At 51.3% G+C, this 17,014-nt stretch carries 15 protein-coding genes and 1 pseudogene; 5 read left to right on the top strand and 11 right to left on the bottom strand.

Going from position 1 to position 17,014, the window contains the following annotated elements:
* Positions 1–39: 39 nt before the first annotated feature.
* Complete coding sequence (locus ACK8P8_RS02120) at positions 40–258, top strand: hypothetical protein (RefSeq protein ID WP_410025499.1); 219 nt, start codon at positions 40–42, stop codon at positions 256–258.
* 23 nt (positions 259–281) lie between these two features.
* Here ACK8P8_RS02120 and ACK8P8_RS02115 read toward each other — a convergent pair whose 3' ends face one another.
* The 11 genes and pseudogenes from ACK8P8_RS02115 to ACK8P8_RS02065 all read right to left on the bottom strand — a co-directional run bounded on the left by ACK8P8_RS02115 (position 282) and on the right by ACK8P8_RS02065 (position 11,825).
* A complete protein-coding gene (locus tag ACK8P8_RS02115; protein ID WP_410025498.1) occupies positions 282–812 on the bottom strand; it encodes a hypothetical protein in 531 nt (176 codons plus the stop codon).
* A gap of 65 nt (positions 813–877) precedes the next feature.
* Positions 878–1,159, bottom strand: a complete 282-nt coding sequence (locus ACK8P8_RS02110) for an HU family DNA-binding protein (RefSeq protein WP_410025538.1) — start codon at positions 1,157–1,159, stop codon at positions 878–880.
* Positions 1,160–1,367: 208 nt separating this feature from the next.
* Positions 1,368–2,387, bottom strand: a complete 1,020-nt coding sequence (locus ACK8P8_RS02105) for a hypothetical protein (RefSeq protein ID WP_410025497.1) — start codon at positions 2,385–2,387, stop codon at positions 1,368–1,370.
* Between the two features lie 15 nt (positions 2,388–2,402).
* Positions 2,403–3,989 carry a phage terminase large subunit gene (locus ACK8P8_RS02100; protein WP_410025496.1) on the bottom strand — a complete coding sequence of 529 codons (1,587 nt, stop codon included), beginning with the start codon at positions 3,987–3,989 and terminating at the stop codon, positions 2,403–2,405.
* Entirely contained in the window at positions 3,980–4,426 is a 447-nt protein-coding gene (locus ACK8P8_RS02095) for a DUF5675 family protein (RefSeq protein WP_410025494.1), read from the bottom strand. Before ACK8P8_RS02095 ends, ACK8P8_RS02100 begins: the two co-directional genes overlap by 10 nt.
* A gap of 119 nt (positions 4,427–4,545) precedes the next feature.
* The gene (locus ACK8P8_RS02090) at positions 4,546–4,812 is read right to left on the bottom strand and encodes an HU family DNA-binding protein (protein ID WP_410025493.1); all 267 of its coding nucleotides are present in this window, start codon (positions 4,810–4,812) and stop codon (positions 4,546–4,548) included.
* Positions 4,813–4,853: 41 nt separating this feature from the next.
* A complete protein-coding gene (pfkA, locus tag ACK8P8_RS02085) occupies positions 4,854–5,834 on the bottom strand; it encodes a 6-phosphofructokinase (protein WP_410025492.1) in 981 nt (326 codons plus the stop codon).
* Positions 5,835–5,836: 2 nt separating this feature from the next.
* A complete protein-coding gene (locus ACK8P8_RS02080; protein ID WP_306449787.1) occupies positions 5,837–6,058 on the bottom strand; it encodes a winged helix-turn-helix domain-containing protein in 222 nt (73 codons plus the stop codon).
* A 20-nt stretch (positions 6,059–6,078) separates the two neighbouring features.
* Positions 6,079–8,634 (bottom strand): annotated as a pseudogene (gene glgP / locus ACK8P8_RS02075) (alpha-glucan family phosphorylase); the annotation flags it as partial.
* Between the two features lie 205 nt (positions 8,635–8,839).
* Positions 8,840–11,056 (bottom strand): patatin-like phospholipase family protein, encoded by a 2,217-nt coding sequence (locus tag ACK8P8_RS02070; RefSeq protein WP_369859195.1) that lies wholly within the window; start codon positions 11,054–11,056, stop codon positions 8,840–8,842.
* 16 nt (positions 11,057–11,072) lie between these two features.
* Positions 11,073–11,825 (bottom strand): helix-turn-helix domain-containing protein, encoded by a 753-nt coding sequence (locus tag ACK8P8_RS02065; protein WP_369859194.1) that lies wholly within the window; start codon positions 11,823–11,825, stop codon positions 11,073–11,075.
* A 315-nt stretch (positions 11,826–12,140) separates the two neighbouring features.
* Between ACK8P8_RS02065 and ACK8P8_RS02060 the strand changes: the two genes are divergently transcribed.
* The 4 genes from ACK8P8_RS02060 to ACK8P8_RS02045 are packed head-to-tail and all read left to right on the top strand — an operon-like array spanning position 12,141 to position 16,947.
* A complete protein-coding gene (locus ACK8P8_RS02060) occupies positions 12,141–13,577 on the top strand; it encodes a TolC family protein (RefSeq protein WP_306449784.1) in 1,437 nt (478 codons plus the stop codon).
* Positions 13,578–13,595: 18 nt separating this feature from the next.
* The gene (locus tag ACK8P8_RS02055; protein ID WP_369859193.1) at positions 13,596–14,591 is read left to right on the top strand and encodes an HlyD family secretion protein; all 996 of its coding nucleotides are present in this window, start codon (positions 13,596–13,598) and stop codon (positions 14,589–14,591) included.
* On the top strand, positions 14,588–15,769 hold the full coding sequence (locus tag ACK8P8_RS02050; RefSeq protein ID WP_369859192.1) for an ABC transporter permease: 1,182 nt from the start codon (positions 14,588–14,590) through the stop codon (positions 15,767–15,769). The genes ACK8P8_RS02055 and ACK8P8_RS02050 overlap by 4 nt, the downstream gene beginning before the upstream one ends.
* The gene (locus tag ACK8P8_RS02045) at positions 15,766–16,947 is read left to right on the top strand and encodes an ABC transporter permease (RefSeq protein WP_306449781.1); all 1,182 of its coding nucleotides are present in this window, start codon (positions 15,766–15,768) and stop codon (positions 16,945–16,947) included. Before ACK8P8_RS02050 ends, ACK8P8_RS02045 begins: the two co-directional genes overlap by 4 nt.
* Positions 16,948–17,014 lie beyond the last annotated feature (67 nt).

The raw sequence follows: 17,014 nt of genomic DNA, 5'->3' as shown, positions 1-17,014 counted from the left end.
TAACCGGTCTGTAGGGGCAACAGCCACCCTTACAAGGCAATGGACAAGAATCAGAAACACCCGTCCGCTCCGCAATCGGAACCTGTTCCCGGTAATAGTTCTCCCCGTGAACAGCAAGCCCGGGAAATCATGCAGCAACTCGTGGCCGAAGGCATTTTAGCCCCCAATGAAGCCGCCGAAGTTACTTTCTCTGACACGGCATTCGTTTGCATCCCGGATACAGAACAAAAGCCTGCCGACAAAAAAGGCGTGAAATAAACCATCCCACGCCTTTCATTTTTTTAGTCTGATTTACGCTTGCACAACTCGTCATACTGCGAGGCTGTCAACGTAAAATCCGTAATATCGAATCCGAGCACTTTCCACCAGTATCGGAACGAATAGCCCGTCTCCGTCGAAACCCGTTTGGTTTTGCAGAGCTTGTCGATAGCCTTCTCCCGCAGATTGGTCATGGATGCCACATCCTTCAGAGAGCGCATCACGGCCTCCAGCTTTCCCTCTTCATCGAATACCAGCACCTTGCGTTCTCGGGGACCCGCTTTACCGCCACGCTTTTTAGGCTCTTCCTCTTTCACATGTTCGACGTCCGGAACAAGTTTGTCCGCCTGCTGTTTCAGCAACGGTTTCGGCTGTAATCCGGACAACCAATACACCTGCTCGCCGCTGACCCGAAAAGTGACACTGCGTCGCCCGGCAAGCTGTTCAGGCTTGAACAGACATCGGTGCACCGAGTCATTTTTCTTGTCGATGACAATTTCGACAAGCAGAGAATCGCCCTCTGCCAGTTCCTTGATGTCAATTCGGTGCGGCATCTTTTCACCGCTGCGGCGTCCTTTTCGGAGGATAATTCGCTCTCTGACTACGGCCATCGGTCCTGTTATTTAGTTTCCCTCACGGCAGCCAGGAAAGTCTTGGCCGGCTTGAACGCAGGAATGTTATGCGCAGGAATCGTAATCGTTGTGTTCTTCGAGATATTACGGGCTACCTTCTCGGCCCTTTTCTTGATGATGAAGCTGCCGAATCCGCGCAGAAACACCTCATTCCCCGCAATCATCGACCCCTTCACACTCTCCATAAACGCCTCCACGACATTCATTACTACCGTCTTTTCCACTCCCGTCTGCTTTGCAATCTCTGCAACGATTTCAGCTTTTGTCATAATGCTCGATATTTTTAAGTTATAGATTTCTTTTAGCAAACGCAAATATAATGAAAAATCGTGTAATAAACCGCTGATAATTAACACTTCCGCAATCAGATGCAGAAGTTTACTTATAGTCTTTTCGTGAACCGTAAACCAATTAAATATCTGATTACTAATATACTGCATTCAGATATATGCAAAACGACTTGAACAGAACAAAAAATCACGTCATCCACGGATTTTTCCACGGGTCGTAGTCCGTCTGGAACGTGGCGAGCTGCCAGTCCGTCACAGGCTTGTTGTCCTCCGCCACTTTTCGGGGAATCTGCGGATTCAACCGCAACCGCGCCGCGTCCGCAAGCCATTTCATCGAATCCTCGTAATCCCGCATTCTGACCACGCTCACATTGTTCGGGGCGATAAGTTTCGTCAGTTCGTACAACGCCAGCCGCACCATGTGTTTCTTCAAGTTGTAATTGCGCGGGTCATGCGGCGTGAGATTCACTCCCCGCTGCGGCAGGTCGGCATTGACATCCGTTCCGGGATAGAACACACGCCCCTCGTACACCACATATTCGTGTTCCGAAAACTCATAGTCGTTATAGGCGGGATCGTAGTCCGCAATGGCTCCCCAGCAGTCGGATTCCATCGGCGTGACGTTATTGTCGAATCCGTCCATGCTCATCAGCGTATAGAACGCTCCTTCGAACTCCACCACATCCCACAGCTGGTAGTTTATCGGCTGCCACAAAGTATATTCCGCCTCTAACCAGCCCTCGACCATCGGAATGCGGATCTCACCGAACTTGTACCCGTTCTCGGCCGTACAGATATACACCGCATCGTTGTACAGCACAAGGTCATTCGGATAATAGGTGCCGAACTGTGAATAACGCTCGACGGTGCTCGTGTCCAAATTGATATCCACATGCTCCTGCCAGTAGGTTTTCACCGCCGGCATTTTATAACCGCTTATGGAGCGGATAACCTCGCAAATCGTCCCCTCATGGTAGATATGCGCTCCCACGGGAAACGTAATCCGACGGTCGTATTCCGCAATATACTTACCCTTGCCGAGTTCCCGCTCGATTTCGTAATTCTCCGACAGATACTCCACGATGCTCATCTCGGCCGACTCCTCCGCCTGGATAAACCGGTCGCTGTTCCCTCTGGTCATCTGCGAAAGGGCCTCTTGCGTGATGATGCCCAAATAGTCTTCGTTATTAAGAAATCTTCTGTACATGTATCGTCTTTTTCTTTAATAGTTGAATCCTTCGTGAAGCATTGCTGTCGATACCACTTGGTAGTTTCCCGCATTGCCGTTTTTGTACTTGTGCCAGCTATCCCGCAGGTAGTAGCAGAGCAGATAGTCCAGGCAGTCGGACAGGTGGCCGTACTTCTCGTATTTCACACCGGTTTTCGGGTCGGTCACCTTCTGCTTGGACTTGGTGCCGTCCTCGTTTTTCGTCTGGTATATCAGGTCTTCCGTCAGTTTGCGGCAGCGCAGGTCGATGCGCAGCTCCCAGCCGTTGTAACCGTCAAATAGTTCATTGACGAACTCGCACCGCGTAATCTGGGGAGGCTGTTTCTTGAGTAGCTTCACGCGGGGATGCAGCACTCCTTGTCCGAGCATTTCCGAGATGACCGTAAAGTTGTTGATACCGTCCTCGGACGCTGTGGAACGTTGCAATCCTGCCGGGTCGCCCGTTACGTCCACACCGCCTATCTGTTTATCCAAAAGCAGTTTCTTTTTTATTCGGCGGGCCAATGCCGGTGTGTTGTTCTCTTTGGCGGCAGCCGTGCCCAATACCTCTTCCAGAATGTAAACTTTCCGCGTGTCGTAGTCGATTTGGGCAAGCAGCACACTCATGTGCGGAGCCACATTGAAATCCCACACGGTAATCAGCGGCCGAGTCGGGTCGTACACCCGCTCTTTCAGCCCCGTGATCAAATGCACGGCTCCATCGAATCGGTTGTAGATAGCCATGTCGTTGGCCTCCACGAAGTCCCAATTGCCGTAAAGCAACCGCTCTTTCGTCGCCTGGTCGCTGATTTTATTCAAGGCGGCTTCGTAGGTCTGGCGGAAAGCAATGTCGGGATTGTCGAACACCGAGAACGGCACGTAGGCTTCGCCCTCACGGAGCGTCACCCGGTCGCCGTTGTCGTCCTGCACGAACCGTCCCCGTATCCAGTTGGTCGTGGGGTTTGTCGTGAGCAGCATTTTCGAGACCTTGAAGGTTTCGTGGGTCTTCCAGCGCAAACGCGAGAACAACACCTCGATGGCCTTCTGGCTGACCTCTGACACCTCGTCGCAGGCGGCAATCGTCGCCTCCATCGAACCGAACCGCTCGAAGTTGGGGTCGGACGGCTGATCGGCCAAATCGAGCATGATGATGACCGAATCGTTCCAGAACCGCAGCGTACCGGCCACATTGTTGATGTGGTAGTGTTCGTCTTCCACCAATCCCCACTGCTTGATGACCATGCGGATGGTGTTCCACGTCGATTCTTTCAGGCTTTTCAGCGTCTTTCGGGCCACTACGGCACGGATATCCGGGAAGCGGATGCAACTGCTCACAAGCCATACGCTGGATACGAACGACTTACCACCGCCCGCAGCTCCGCCGCCCAAAACCAACTGCGGAATGTTTTGGTTATTGCAACGCTTGCAGTAAGGTTTGTAGCGTGGATTGTGGTTGGCGTCGTACCCGATAAGCATCTGTTCCACCTCGCCGCCGCACAACGGACATTCGGGCTGGAGCAGTTTCCAGAGTTCGTATTGCTTGGGCGACGGGCAAAAGTCGATTTTCAGACTTTCGGGAGCCTTCAGTTTCTTCAACGCCATGCTTCCACAATTTCGATTTCAATGTCGGAAGCCTTGGCAAGCCGGACATTCAGTGCGTCCGATGTCTTGCGCGATTCGGTGACCTTGCCCTTGACCGTGTTTTTCCCCACAATGATACACCCGGCGGAATCCTCCTCCGTATTGCCGCTGTGAATCAGAATACCTAAGAAATGCGGCACGTCATGCAGGTACGGCAGCACCCGCTTGAACCGCGTACTGTATTCCATCGTCACCTTGTAGGTGCCTGCCGGAATCGCCGTGTGGGCATACACTTTCTCCTTGCAGCGGCATGAGCGTCCCGACGGCGTATCGGGACATCGGGTAGGCAGTTCACGGATTTTGTCTTCGATGGTGTGGCAAAAGAAACGCCCGTCGATTGACAGGTCGCCGATGGTATAGTTTTCCGCCTTGTATTTGCGTCTGAGAAGCAGTTTCATTCTTTGATGCTGTTAGAGTTACATCAAAGAATAGCGGTACGGCAGCCGGAAACGGTTATAGCAAAAGCGACCCCGGCACAGACAATACCGAGGTCGCTTCATAAATGAATCCTATAAACTTATTTTTTCCTGCGAGGTTCCACAAAAACGATTTTCCGTACCCCTTCGGTTACGATATACTTTTTCAATGAAGGCGAATAAAGCCGTTTCGACGGAATGTCCTTTATGACGAAAGAACCGAATCCGGCCCATTTTACAGGTTCTCCCGTATCAAGTGTATGCTTGATTATCTCAACCGTTTTGTTAAGAACTAAAGCGACTTTGTCTTGCGACACGGATGGTGTGAGTTCCCGGGAAACGGTACGGATTAATTCCTTCTTATTCATGTTATCTCAATTTGCCAATTATTCCATATTGAGTTCAAAAATCATATCGACAGCATTCGTACCAGTTCGACATAATCACGATTGATGCCCTTGTCGTGCTTGATGGCTTTTGAGAAGGGCACATAGACGATTTGGCTATTTCTTACTCCGATCATCACGTTGCGTTGTCCCTCCATCAGCGCTTTGACGGCTGATTCCCCCAGACGCGATGCAAGAATTCGATCCAATGATGTAGGTGACCCTCCCCGTTGGAGGTGTCCCAAAATCGTCACGCGGGCATCATATTGCGGGAACTCTTTTTTGACACGTTCGGCCAGTCCGAGCGCTCCGCCCGTCTGCGGATTCTCCGCAACCAATACGATTGCCGAGTTCTTGCTCTTGCGGAACCCGTTGTTAATGAGTTCGGCTAACTGGTCTACTTCAGTCTCCATTTCAGGAATGATGGCCGCTTCGGCTCCCGATGCGATGGCTCCGTTGAGTGCGAGATAACCGGCCGTATGTCCCATGACTTCCACAAAGAAGAGGCGTTCATGGCTCGTTGCCGTATCGCGTAGCCGGTCTACCGCCTCCATGATCGTGTTGAGTGCTGTATCATAGCCGATTGTTGCGTCCGTGCCGCTGAGGTCGTTGTCGATGGTCCCCGGCAACGCAACGATCGGGACGTTGTATTCGTTTGCAAGGTCTTGTGCTCCGGCAATCGAGCCATCGCCGCCGATGACGACCAATGCGTCGATGCCGGTCGCCTGCATGTTGTCGTAAGCCTGCTTGCGCCCTTCAGGTGTCATGAACTCCTTGCAACGGGCGGTTTTCAGCATCGTGCCTCCTTGTTGGATGATGTTGCTGACGCTTTGCGATTTCAAATCGATGATATCATTCGTCACCAGTCCTCGATACCCGTGCTTGATGCCTTTTACTGAAAATCCATAATAGATGGCCGTGCGCGTCACGGCACGGATTGCAGCGTTCATACCGGGAGCATCGCCCCCAGATGTCAACACGCCTATACATTTTATCTGGTTCATAACTAAAAGTAGTTGTTGAAGTGAATGATAAAAGCGACTCCATCTTTCTCGGGCAGAGGCTCGAATTCGATTTTATCCTCACGGGCCAGCCACCCGATGGCGGCATTTAGATCTCGTTCCGAAAGTCCACTTTCTTTTTTCAATTCGTCATACGTTCTTTGAACGTTGTCGCTCAATATCCGCCAAATAATACCGGCATTGAGCCCAATACTGTGTTTATCCATGATTTTATTGCTTTTAATGAGAACCAGCGTACATAACAGAAATCCTGTCTGTGCGGCAATTTATCGTTTTTAGGATACATGCGGAACGCCAACTTGAAACTGCCGGCATTCGACACTCCGATCTTCGCGCGGAAAGTGTAGAGCGTTCCCTCACGCTGTAGCATTTCAAATGGTGTAACAGAATAGATGCGCTCCCTGCCATTCTCGTTGTGGACGGTCACAAACTCCACGCCGATGGCGTCGTCCAATCCTTTTTCGTCCACGACGATAGTAACCTCATAGTCGCGTCCGGCTTCGATGGTGGCGTTCAATCCGTCGCCGACTTCCAACGATTTGATTTCGATGGAATCCCAGCGATCTGCCACGGCCGCTTTCCACGCTGCCAATGATTTCGCTTCAGCATATCCGTCGACGGACAGCATCCGGTAACGGTTTGCCAGTTTCCCGTAGAACTTGTCGTAATAGTCATCCAATTGCCGTTTCATAGTGTAATGGGGAGCGATCTGTGACAGCGAGTTTTTGATGTATTGTACCCAACCTTCGGAGTATTCCTTATCTTTACGATCATAATAGAGCGGCAGAATCATGTGTTCCAGTATATAATAAATAGCTGTGGCATCTAATTGATCCTGAAATTGCGGATTGTCGTAGGAGGCTTCTGCCGGCAGCATCCAGCCCGCTCCTTTACGATAGCCTTCCGCCCACCATCCGTCGAGCACCGAAAAATTCAGCACACCGTTCATCGCAGCCTTTTCGCCCGACGTTCCCGAGGCTTCGGCCAGACGGGTCGGCGTATTGAGCCAGACATCGACACCGGCGACGAGCCGGCTTGCCAGCTCCATGTCGTAGTTTTCGAGGAAGACGATTTTGCCGAGGAACTCCGGCCGATGCGAGAGCTCTATGATTTGTCTGATAAGTCCTTTGCCTGCACCGTCTGCCGGATGCGCCTTGCCCGTAAAAATGAACTGCACGGGGCGTTCGGGATTGTTCACAATTCTCGCAAGCCACTCCGTGTCGGAGAAGAGTAGATGGGCCCGTTTGTAGGTTGCGAAGCGGCGGCCGAAACCGACCAGCAAGGCACGAGGATTGAATTTTTCGACAATGGGCCCTATAATGGACGGATCGAGCTGGCTCTTCTGCCAGTCGGCCTTGCATTTGCGCTTCAGGTATTCCATCAGGTCGCATTTCATCTGCATGCGGATTGCCCAAATGCGTTCGTCCGGCACTTCATAAATCGCCTGCCACCGCTTTTCATCGGACTGGTTCTTGAAAAATGCTTCGCCGAAATACTCCGCATAGAGTTCTTTCCATGGAGCAGCGCACCATGTCGGCAGATGCACTCCGTTGGTGACATAGCCTACGTGGTTCTCTTCGGGCAGATAGCCTTTCCACAGCGGCGCAAACATCTCTTGCGAAACAGCGCCGTGCAACTTGCTCACGCCGTTCACCTCCTGACAGGTACGGCAGGCGAATACGGACATACAGAATTTCTCCTCCTTGTCATCGGGCTCGTTCCGCCCCATTCCCATAAGCGTATCCCACGTAATACCGAGACGGGCGGCGTATTGCTCCATGTACTTGCGGAACAACGGTTCGTCGAAATAGTCGTGTCCGGCCGGGACAGGAGTGTGTACCGTATAGAGCGACGACGCACGCACCAGCTCCATCGCCTGTGCGAAAGTCAGCCCCTCGTCGATGTAATCGCACAGCCGTTGGATGTTGATTAGTGCAGCATGTCCTTCGTTGCAATGATATACATCTTTTTTGATGCCCAGTGCCTTGAGTGTCATCATGCCTCCTATTCCGAGCAGAATCTCCTGCTTGAGCCGGTTTTCATTGTCGCCTCCGTAGAGATGGTGCGTGATGAACCGATCATACTCGCTGTTCAGGCTGTGGTCCGTGTCGAGTAAAAAGAGTGAAATCCGGCCGACATTGACCCGCCAGACTTTGACATGTACAGTAAAATAGTCCGTATAGGGAACATGAACGACCAATTGCTTCCCTTCATGATCCAACACTTTCTCGATGGGGAGTTTCCCGAAATTCTGTGCCTCGAAAACTTCACTCTGTTCCCCGTCCATCGTAATGCTTTGGTCGAAATAGCCATGCCGGTAAAGCAATCCTACGGCACAGAGGTCGACATTACTGTCCGAAGCCTCTTTGAGGTAGTCGCCAGCCAACACGCCCAACCCTCCCGAATAGATTTTCAGGATTTTGTTCAATCCGTACTCCATGCTGAAATAGGCTACAGAAGGCCGTTTGGCATCAGGTTTCTCATCCATATATTTGTGGAATCGAGTATAGATGTCATTCATTTTGGCGATGAACGACGGATCGGCGGATAGGGCCTCCAATCGCTCGTAGCTCATCATTTCCAACAGGACAATAGGATTGTGCCCTGCCTTTTCCCACAATTCAGGGTCGAGGCCGGCATAGAGCGCTGTAGCCTCATCGTGCCACGTCCACCATAAGTTATGTGCCATCTCGGAGAGTTTCTCCAGTTCTTGCGGCACATGCGACGCTACCGTGACTTCATGCCATGACGGAGCGTTCGTTTTACAATTCAGATATTCCATCATTCGAATAAATTTCGTTATGGTTGTTTAATTCTTTCGAGTGTAAAATTATGGGGGGTCCGAAGTATTTCCGGTGTTCGATTTTTACTGACGAATAGTCTAAATCATACAGCATGAACAGATTGGATACAGATAGTCACGTATGGAACACAACGTCCCGAATTTGCATGAAATTCGGGACGTTGCCTACAAAGAAAAAAGAGGTTCAGAACTTGAAGCCGGCACTTATATAAACGCCTACGTTTTTGTATAGATTAGAATAATTCGCCTGAATAGCAATGGGTCCCAACAGAAAATCATACGAAAACCGAAGAGCGCATCCCCATAAATCGTTGCCGCTAAACATATCTTCGATTTTATCGTTTTCCTTTCCGTATTCTCCCAAAGCTGTCGCATAAAATTTTTTATGGATACGATATCGGAATGCCAGTTTCGTTGCGGCGAAATTCCGTTCGATGAAATGGACATGCTGTACGCTTTCCCACGCTTTCTGCCAAGGCAGATAGTCGGCATCGACATTTCCTCCTACACAATTCCGATAGATATACGGGAGGTTGTCGTTGAAAAGGAAGCGTCCCTGTATCGATGGCAACAGACAAAAGCGCGAACCGAGCCGGATTGCTGTTCCTGCGTGAAAATCCAATGCACCGGATGGCCCTTCGTCGTTGTATGAAATACCATCGTCCGTATAGAGAGTGCCTCGAATCCGTATCCTGCTTCCATGAGTAGGATAATATACCCGGTCATACGTGTCCATTGTAAAATCTGCAAAATAGTTCAGAAAAGCGTCGGAGCGAATTTCATGTGGTGTCCCTTGCCGGTCGAATAGTTCGGAACGGTAATCGTAATATTCGAATTGCGCCCCGATTTTCATACGGAAATTAGCGATGTCGCGTGTATAGTAGCCGGATAAGGCATGGGATGTGAATTTCATTGTCCCGACATCGTGTTTACCGACATAAAGGTCGAAATCGTGATACCCTAACCGATAGGAAACGCCGAATTTGGCACCGAACAGATGTCCGAAAGCGTACTCGGCTTCCAGATAGGGATTTTTCGATATGCGTCCAGTAACGGAATAGTGATGTTTGGTCGCCAGTTGCTGGTTGTTGGACAGGTTGACCAATATGCTTGCCAATTCTTCAGTATCGAAACGAGCTCCGATATTGATCTTGCGGTAATCCTTCATTTCAAGCAGAAATACCAAATCGTGCGGGTCCGTATTGCCCAAACGATATTCCACACGTGAAAAGATGTCGAATCCCTGCAATTTGACCAATACACGGTCTATTTCCGTTTGCGATATTTCCGAATGCTCTTGTAATCCGATTTTTCTGCGCACCCACTCTCTCTCTTTGCCTCCGATGCCTTCAATTTCAATTTTCCCTATCGAATATGTCCCTGCCAAACAAGATTTTGTTTCCTTTTCGGGCGAAAAATCCGGAGCGTTGTCATAGTATATATATCGGCGTAAAGCAAGCAGATCGTCCCATTTCTCCCGTGCAGCAAGTTCCCCACGCAACAACATCGTATCGATGGCTTCGGACTGAAAGCTGGCGGCATTGTAACCTTTTAGTGCCGGATTGATATAGAGATCCGCCTGCTCTTTGTTGCTCCGGTATTTCGGTTGCCCCATAATGCCAACCAACTGGTCGAGCACGGTGGAGGCCGATTTCAATTCTTCTTTGCTGCGCCACCCCGTACTCAGATCAATACAAATAACCACATCGGCTCCCATCTCTTTCACGACATCCACAGGCAGATTATTCAAGGCTCCACCATCGACCAGCAGCATACCGTTCCATTCCACCGGAGAAAATACACCCGGTATGGACATGCTGGCCCGCATGGCAAGCGGCAAGGAACCGGAATCCAACACGACCTCTTTCCCTTCGACTATATCGACGGCTACGCAGCGAAACGGGATTGGCAGATCGGAAAAGTGGTCCACGCTATGATACCCTACGGTAAGTTTGGAAAACAGGTTCAGGATGTTTTGCCCCGCGACATACCCTCCCGATGTAAAGGCGACCTTTTTCTCCTTAGAAAGCGGGATATGCAGCAGATATTTCTCCTTTTCTTCTTTGGATAGGAATGCTTCGGATTCTCTTTTTACTTGATCTTTGATTAAAAACATCCAATCCTGATTGCGATACAGGCTGTCAAGGGTAGCGGCATCGTAGCCGATGGCATATAAACCTCCCACAATTGCTCCGATACTCGTTCCTGCGATATAATCTATGGGAATTTCGGCCTCTTCCAATACTTTCAATACTCCGATTTCCGCAGCACCCTTAGCACCTCCGCCTCCGAGTACCAAGCCTACTTTACGGCGTTCCTGTGCATACGAACCATGACAGTTCCAGCCGAGCAAAAATAATAGGCAAAATAAACATTTAATCAAGTATTTATTTTTGTTCATCTTGTCTTGCGTTTATCTATCCTTGTTTTTGTCTGAATTCAGACGGCGAGCATCCCAGCCGCTGCCGGCAATATCGTCCGAAAAACGAGAGGTTCGGGAAGTCGAGTTCGTCGGAGATCTCCTTGATGCTTTTCGGGGAATTTTTCAGGGCATCGGCTACTTCGCGCGTCAGGGCTTCGTGAATCCACTCTGAAGCGGTCCTGCCGCTTGCCCGTTTGACCGCCGTAGAGAGATAACGCGGTGTCTTGCAGAGCCGTTCGGCATACCATTGTACCGTGCGAGGTACGGGTTTGGTCGAAGAAAGCAAGTCTATGAACGCCTGACAGATCTGATGCCGGGACTGAAGCGGTTCCCCGACCGACTCCGTTTCCGCCGCAACGTGATTGCCGAGTACATGGGCGGTCTGATAAAGGAACGCCTGCAATAGACATCGCATGACCTCATCGTAGTAGAGATGGTCGATACATATTATTTTCCGTTTGAGGAAATTGTAATCTTCCAGCAATTCGGCGGCTTCTTTTTCGGACAGATGAATTTTGAAATTACGGCTCATATAGAACACCTTGTTCCACAAATCCGCCGAGTTCGGAAAGATCCGTTTGGAAAAGGCTGCCGAACATCCGAACAGATACCCCTTGAAATCGGGGCTCATCATCGTGCGGGTAACCATCTTATCCGGCGTGCAGAATGCAATATCGTTCGGTTCGATAGTATAAGGTGTCCCGTTGACCTCTATTTGGAAACATCCTTCGATACAAAAAAGCAACATGCGCCAGCCCTTTTGATCATCGATCTGGACGAAATCCCTCGCATTTTCGAAGATGATGAAATGTTCCGACAGAAACCTGAAAGGTTCTTCGTTATTGGATTCGAGTTGCATATTATTCCGGTTATTTATTAGATTGTTTCAACGATACAAAAGTAAGTTCTTTCCGGACACGACAGGTGACCGAAACCGCTTATTTAATGTCCGATATTTACCAAACTACACAATGTGTAGAATATCGGCTATTTTGCCATACGGATAGATAACTGCGGATTCGTGTGAATCGGCCATTTTTGCGGCTGAAACAAAAGCAGAAATATGAAAACACGAATCTTAACAGGATGGCTGCTCGTTTCGGTATTCACGGTGCAAGCCCAAACGATGGAGCTTTCGATCGAAGAGTGCCGGACATTGGCCATCGAGAACAACAAGGAGCTGCGCATTGCGAGCGAGAAAGAGCAGGCGGCCTATCATCGACGCAAGGCCGCTTTCACGAACTACCTGCCCAAAATATCGGCGGCAGGAGCCTATATGCGCACTTCGGACGAACTGTCGCTTTTGAGCGATGAACAGAAAAATGCATTGGGAAATCTCGGTACGAATGTCGGAGGGCAGTTACAAGGCATTTTGCAACAATACCCTTCGTTAGGCGAGCAACTCGGCCCCATCGCAGGATCGCTTGTCGGAGGGCTTGATGCCGCCGGTGCGGGATTGGTGGATGCTTTGCGCACCGATACGCGGAATATGACCGTGGCGTCGGTGATGCTGACGCAGCCGATATACATGGGCGGCAAGATCGTAGCCTATAACAAAATCACCCGTTTTGCGGAGCAGATTGCCCAGAGCCAGCATGACCAGCAGTTGCAAGAGGTGATTCTCGAAGTCGACCGCACCTATTGGCAGATTGTCTCTTTGCAGTCGAAAAAACAACTGGCCGAGAGTTACCTCGAATTGGTACGGAAACTCGACGGCGATGTCGATCACCTGATTGAAGAAGGAATGGCGACCAAAGCCGACGGCCTGAGCATCAAAGTAAAAGTCAATGAAGCGGAGGTAACACTTATTCAGGTTAATAACGGTTTGGCTCTGTCCAAGATGCTGCTTTGTCAGTTGTGCGGTCTGGAGATGACAACGGAAGTCCGCTTGCGGGATGAAGCCACGGAGTTGCCGGCTGGAACAACTGCTGCTGACATAGAGACGGCTTTGGAGAACCGTCCGGAACTCCGCAGCCTCGACATGGCACAACAGATCGGCAAGCATAAGGTAACGATCGCCCGCTCCGAGTTCATGCCTAACGTAGCGCTCACAGGCGGCTACCTGACGACCAACCCTTCGCTCACGAACGGATTCCAGAAGAAGTTCAACGGCCTGTGGAACGTCGGCGTGGTAGTGAAGATACCCATACTGACATGGGGAGAACGCCATCATAAGGTACAGGCTGCCCGCCGCGAAGCTGCTATCGCCACGTATCAATTCGATGAAGCGGCTGAAAAGGTCGAGTTGCAGGTGACACAAAGCCGTCAGAAAATGCAGGAGGCGACCGAGCGATATGCAGCCGCCACGCGCAGTCAGGCGGAAGCCGACGAGAATCTGCGCTGCGCCACGCTCGGTATGCAGGAGGGGGTCATTCCCGTCAGCAACGTGCTGGAGGCGCAGACCGCATGGCTTTCCGCCCATTCGGAACAACTCACGGCCCGTATCGACGTGATGCTCGCCGACCTATATCTGCGTAAGGCTTTGGGTACATTGAAATAATTCAAACTTTAAGAGTATATGAAAACGAACAAACAGCAAAAAGGGATTCTTTTAACGGCCGCCGCAATGCTTGCGGTAATTGCAGTCGTTGTAATCATCGGGCTTTCGTTGCCCGAACGGGAAGAGTATATTCAGGGCGAGGTCGAAACGACGGACTACCGTGTTTCGTGCAAGGTGCCGTCGCGTGTTTTGCAAATCAGGGTCGCCGAAGGCGACCGCGTGCACAAGGGCGACACGCTGGCCGTCATGGAGGCGCCCGACATGGCCGCCAAGCTGGCGCAGGCCGAAGCGGCCCGTTCGGCGGCCGAGGCCATGGAGCTGAAAGCCCGCAACGGCTCGCGTCAGGAGCAGATACAGGCTGCCTACGAGGTGTGGCAGCAGGCCAAAGCAGGGTTACAGGTGGCGGAGAAGACTTTCCGACGTATTGAACGCCTGCACGGTGAGGGAGTCATCGCTACCCAGAAGTTCGACGAGGCTCAAGCTAAATACGATGCTTCCGTTGCAACCGAACGGGCCGCTAAAGCGCAGTACGATATGGCCGTAAACGGAGCCCGCCATGAAGACAAACTGGCTGCCGAAGCTCAGGTGACACGGGCGCAGGGTGCCATCGCCGAGGTGACCTCTTATATGAACGAGACGATACTCAGAGCTTCGGATGACGGACTGGTGACCGAAATTTTTCCCGAGGTCGGCGAGCTGGTCGGTACGGGAGCGCCGATCATGAACGTGGCACGCATGGACGACGTATGGTTCACATTCAATATCCGTGAGGACCTGTTGCCTGGTATCTCGGTCGGCAAGGAACTGACCGCTTATCTGCCCGCTCTCGATATAACCGTTCCGGTGCGTATCACGCGCATGAAGGACGTGGGCAGCTTCGCCGTGTGGAAGGCCACCAAAGCGCTTGACCGTTTCGACCTGAAAACATTTGAGGTGCGTGCCCGCCCCGTATCGCCCGTCGAAGGGTTGCATCCGGGCATGTCAGTCGTACTCCGTAAAAGCGAAATCAAATGAAATACCGAGGAATCATAGGACGGTTAAAGACTATTTTCCGGCGGGAGTTGGGCATCCTCTCCCGCCGGCCGATATTCCTTTTTTGTATGTTCTTCATGCCGGTGATTTGCGTCATCTTCTTCACGTCGCTGATGCGGGCCGGTTTGCCTACCGATCTGCCGATGGGACTGGTCGACGAAGACCGTACACATGTTACACGCATTATCGCACGCACGATGGAGGCGTTCGAAGCCTCGGAATTCACAGACCAGTACGACTCGTTCACCGAAGCGCGCGAAGCGGTACAACGTGGTGAAATATACGGATTCTTTTATATCCCGAAAGGTACGACCGAAAAGGCACTGGCCAGCAAACAGCCCCGTGTATCGTTCTACACCAATGAAGCCTACTTCGTGCCGGGAACATTACTGATGAAGGATATGATGACTGCCTCCGAGATTCTCTCGCTGGCGCTGACTCGCGAGACGCTCTATGCTAAAGGGTATAACGAGGATGATGCGATGGCCGCCATACGTCCCATCGTCACCGAGGCGCATCCGCTCAATAATCCGACACTGGATTATTCCGTTTACCTCTCGAACATTTTACTGCCGGGAATTTTAATTCTGCTTATTCTGCTTTCAACGACTTACACGATCGGACTGGAATGGAAGCAGAAAACCCAGCGGATATGGTTTCGCATGGCAGATTATTCCGTGACAACGGCTTTAGCCGGCAAGCTGTTGCCGCAGACGGTACTGTATTCGCTGATGATCGTATTCTACGACGTCTATCTCTACCGCTTCATGGGATTCCCGTGCAATTGCGGGATTGCGGCGATGATGGGCATCGGCATTCTGACCGTCGTGGCCTCACAGGCGTTCGGCGTCTTTCTGTTCGGCGTTTTCAGCGGGCAGATGCGTCTTGCGATGTGTCTGTCGTCGTTGTGGGGTATTCTCTCGTTCTCGCTGGCGGGATTCACCTATCCGACAACTGCCATGGCTCCCGTGTTGGGACATTTGGCAGCCTTGTTTCCGCTGCGCCATTACTACCTGCTCTATGTAAATCAGGCATTGAACGGCTACCCGATCGCTTACGCATGGCCGTCGGTCGTCGCATTGCTGCTTTTCATCATGCTGCCGCTTGCGGTAAATCGCCGTTATCGGGTCGCATTTCTCAAATATCATTATAAGCCATGAAATCGATACGCAATATTTTTCACATCTGGTACGATGAGTTGGCAGATATGTTCAAGGATAAGGGAATTCTGATCTTTGTCATTTTCGTTCCCTTGTTTTATCCGCTTCTTTACTCATGGGTATATACCAACGAAGTTGTGCGCGAAGTGCCGGCTGCGGTCGTCGATGACAGCCGCACGACGCAGAGTCGTGAGTTCATCCGCATGGTGGATGCCACGCCTGATGTCGACGTCGTGGCGCACTGCACCACGGTCGCCGAGGCCGAGGAGTTGCTGCGCCGCCGCGAGGCATTCGGCATCATCCGCATTCCCGAGAGTTTCACGAAAGACATTTGGCACGGCGACCAGACCGTCGTCGGTATATACAGCGATATGAGCAGTATGCTCTACTACAAGGCTTTGCTGCTGGCAACTACCAAGGTGTCGCTGGAAATGAATGCCGATATAAAAGTCGAACGCCACATGCACGGCACGACCGATCGACAGGACGAGATACAGCATACGCCCATCGAATACGATTACGTCGCGCTGTACAATCCGCAAAGCGGCTTCGCGGCGTTTCTCATACCGCCCGTGTTGATGCTGATTCTACAGCAGACGCTGCTGTTAGGTATCGGCATGTCGGCAGGACGCATGCGCGAACGGTTCCGCGGATCGCTCGTGCCATTCCATCACGACTACAAAAATCCCGTCTACATAGTATTAGGGAAAGCTGCGGCCTATTTCGGCATCTACATTGTGATGGCCGTCTATGCCTTCACGATTGTCACACACGGGTTCTCGCTGCCGCAGTTGGGTGACCTGGCCACGCTTACAGCCTTTGTCGTGCCGTTCCTGCTTGCGTGTATCTTCTTGGCGATGGTGCTCTCGTCACTCGTCTGGCGGCGCGAGGACTGCATCCTGCTCTTCGTGTGTCTCTCCGTGCCGCTGCTCTTTATCTCGGGCATATCGTGGCCGGGAGCGGCCGTTCCCGCCTTCTGGAAGGCGGTCTCCTGCCTCTTTCCTTCGACTTTCGGCATGAATGGATATGTCCGCATCCAGTCGATGGGTGCAACGCTTTCGGACGTTGCTTTCGAGCTGCGCGGACTTTGGATTCAGGCCGGCGTCTATTTCCTCCTTGCCTGTCTGATTTACCGCAGGCAAATCAAGTTGATAGCGAATCGGTACTATCATAAGTAAGAACTCGTAAACGGATTGTCGCAGCCCCTTCGTCGATGGACGGAGGGGCTGCATTTTCTATAAAAGC

It is taken from the genome of Butyricimonas muris, from assembly GCF_046365375.1.
In the GTDB taxonomy this organism is placed as follows: domain Bacteria; phylum Bacteroidota; class Bacteroidia; order Bacteroidales; family Marinifilaceae; genus Butyricimonas; species Butyricimonas muris.
Note: the sequence above shows the minus strand (reverse complement) of the source record. Positions and strands in the feature narration are given on the sequence as shown.

Excerpts from the sequence above, each read along its gene's own strand:
- ACK8P8_RS02105 (WP_410025497.1), bottom strand. The coding sequence starts at position 2,387 with ATGTACAGAAGATTTCTTAATAACGAAGACTATTTGGGCATCATCACG.
- ACK8P8_RS02110 (WP_410025538.1), bottom strand. The coding sequence starts at position 1,159 with ATGACAAAAGCTGAAATCGTTGCAGAGATTGCAAAGCAGACGGGAGTG.
- ACK8P8_RS02050 (WP_369859192.1), top strand. The coding sequence starts at position 14,588 with ATGAAATACCGAGGAATCATAGGACGGTTAAAGACTATTTTCCGGCGG.
- ACK8P8_RS02060 (WP_306449784.1), top strand. The coding sequence starts at position 12,141 with ATGAAAACACGAATCTTAACAGGATGGCTGCTCGTTTCGGTATTCACG.
- ACK8P8_RS02100 (WP_410025496.1), bottom strand. The coding sequence starts at position 3,989 with ATGGCGTTGAAGAAACTGAAGGCTCCCGAAAGTCTGAAAATCGACTTT.
- ACK8P8_RS02115 (WP_410025498.1), bottom strand. The coding sequence starts at position 812 with ATGCCGCACCGAATTGACATCAAGGAACTGGCAGAGGGCGATTCTCTG.
- ACK8P8_RS02055 (WP_369859193.1), top strand. The coding sequence starts at position 13,596 with ATGAAAACGAACAAACAGCAAAAAGGGATTCTTTTAACGGCCGCCGCA.
- ACK8P8_RS02045 (WP_306449781.1), top strand. The coding sequence starts at position 15,766 with ATGAAATCGATACGCAATATTTTTCACATCTGGTACGATGAGTTGGCA.
- ACK8P8_RS02065 (WP_369859194.1), bottom strand. The coding sequence starts at position 11,825 with ATGTTGCTTTTTTGTATCGAAGGATGTTTCCAAATAGAGGTCAACGGG.
- ACK8P8_RS02095 (WP_410025494.1), bottom strand. The coding sequence starts at position 4,426 with ATGAAACTGCTTCTCAGACGCAAATACAAGGCGGAAAACTATACCATC.
- ACK8P8_RS02080 (WP_306449787.1), bottom strand. The coding sequence starts at position 6,058 with ATGGATAAACACAGTATTGGGCTCAATGCCGGTATTATTTGGCGGATA.
- pfkA (WP_410025492.1), bottom strand. The coding sequence starts at position 5,834 with ATGAACCAGATAAAATGTATAGGCGTGTTGACATCTGGGGGCGATGCT.
- ACK8P8_RS02090 (WP_410025493.1), bottom strand. The coding sequence starts at position 4,812 with ATGAATAAGAAGGAATTAATCCGTACCGTTTCCCGGGAACTCACACCA.
- ACK8P8_RS02120 (WP_410025499.1), top strand. The coding sequence starts at position 40 with ATGGACAAGAATCAGAAACACCCGTCCGCTCCGCAATCGGAACCTGTT.
- ACK8P8_RS02070 (WP_369859195.1), bottom strand. The coding sequence starts at position 11,056 with ATGAACAAAAATAAATACTTGATTAAATGTTTATTTTGCCTATTATTT.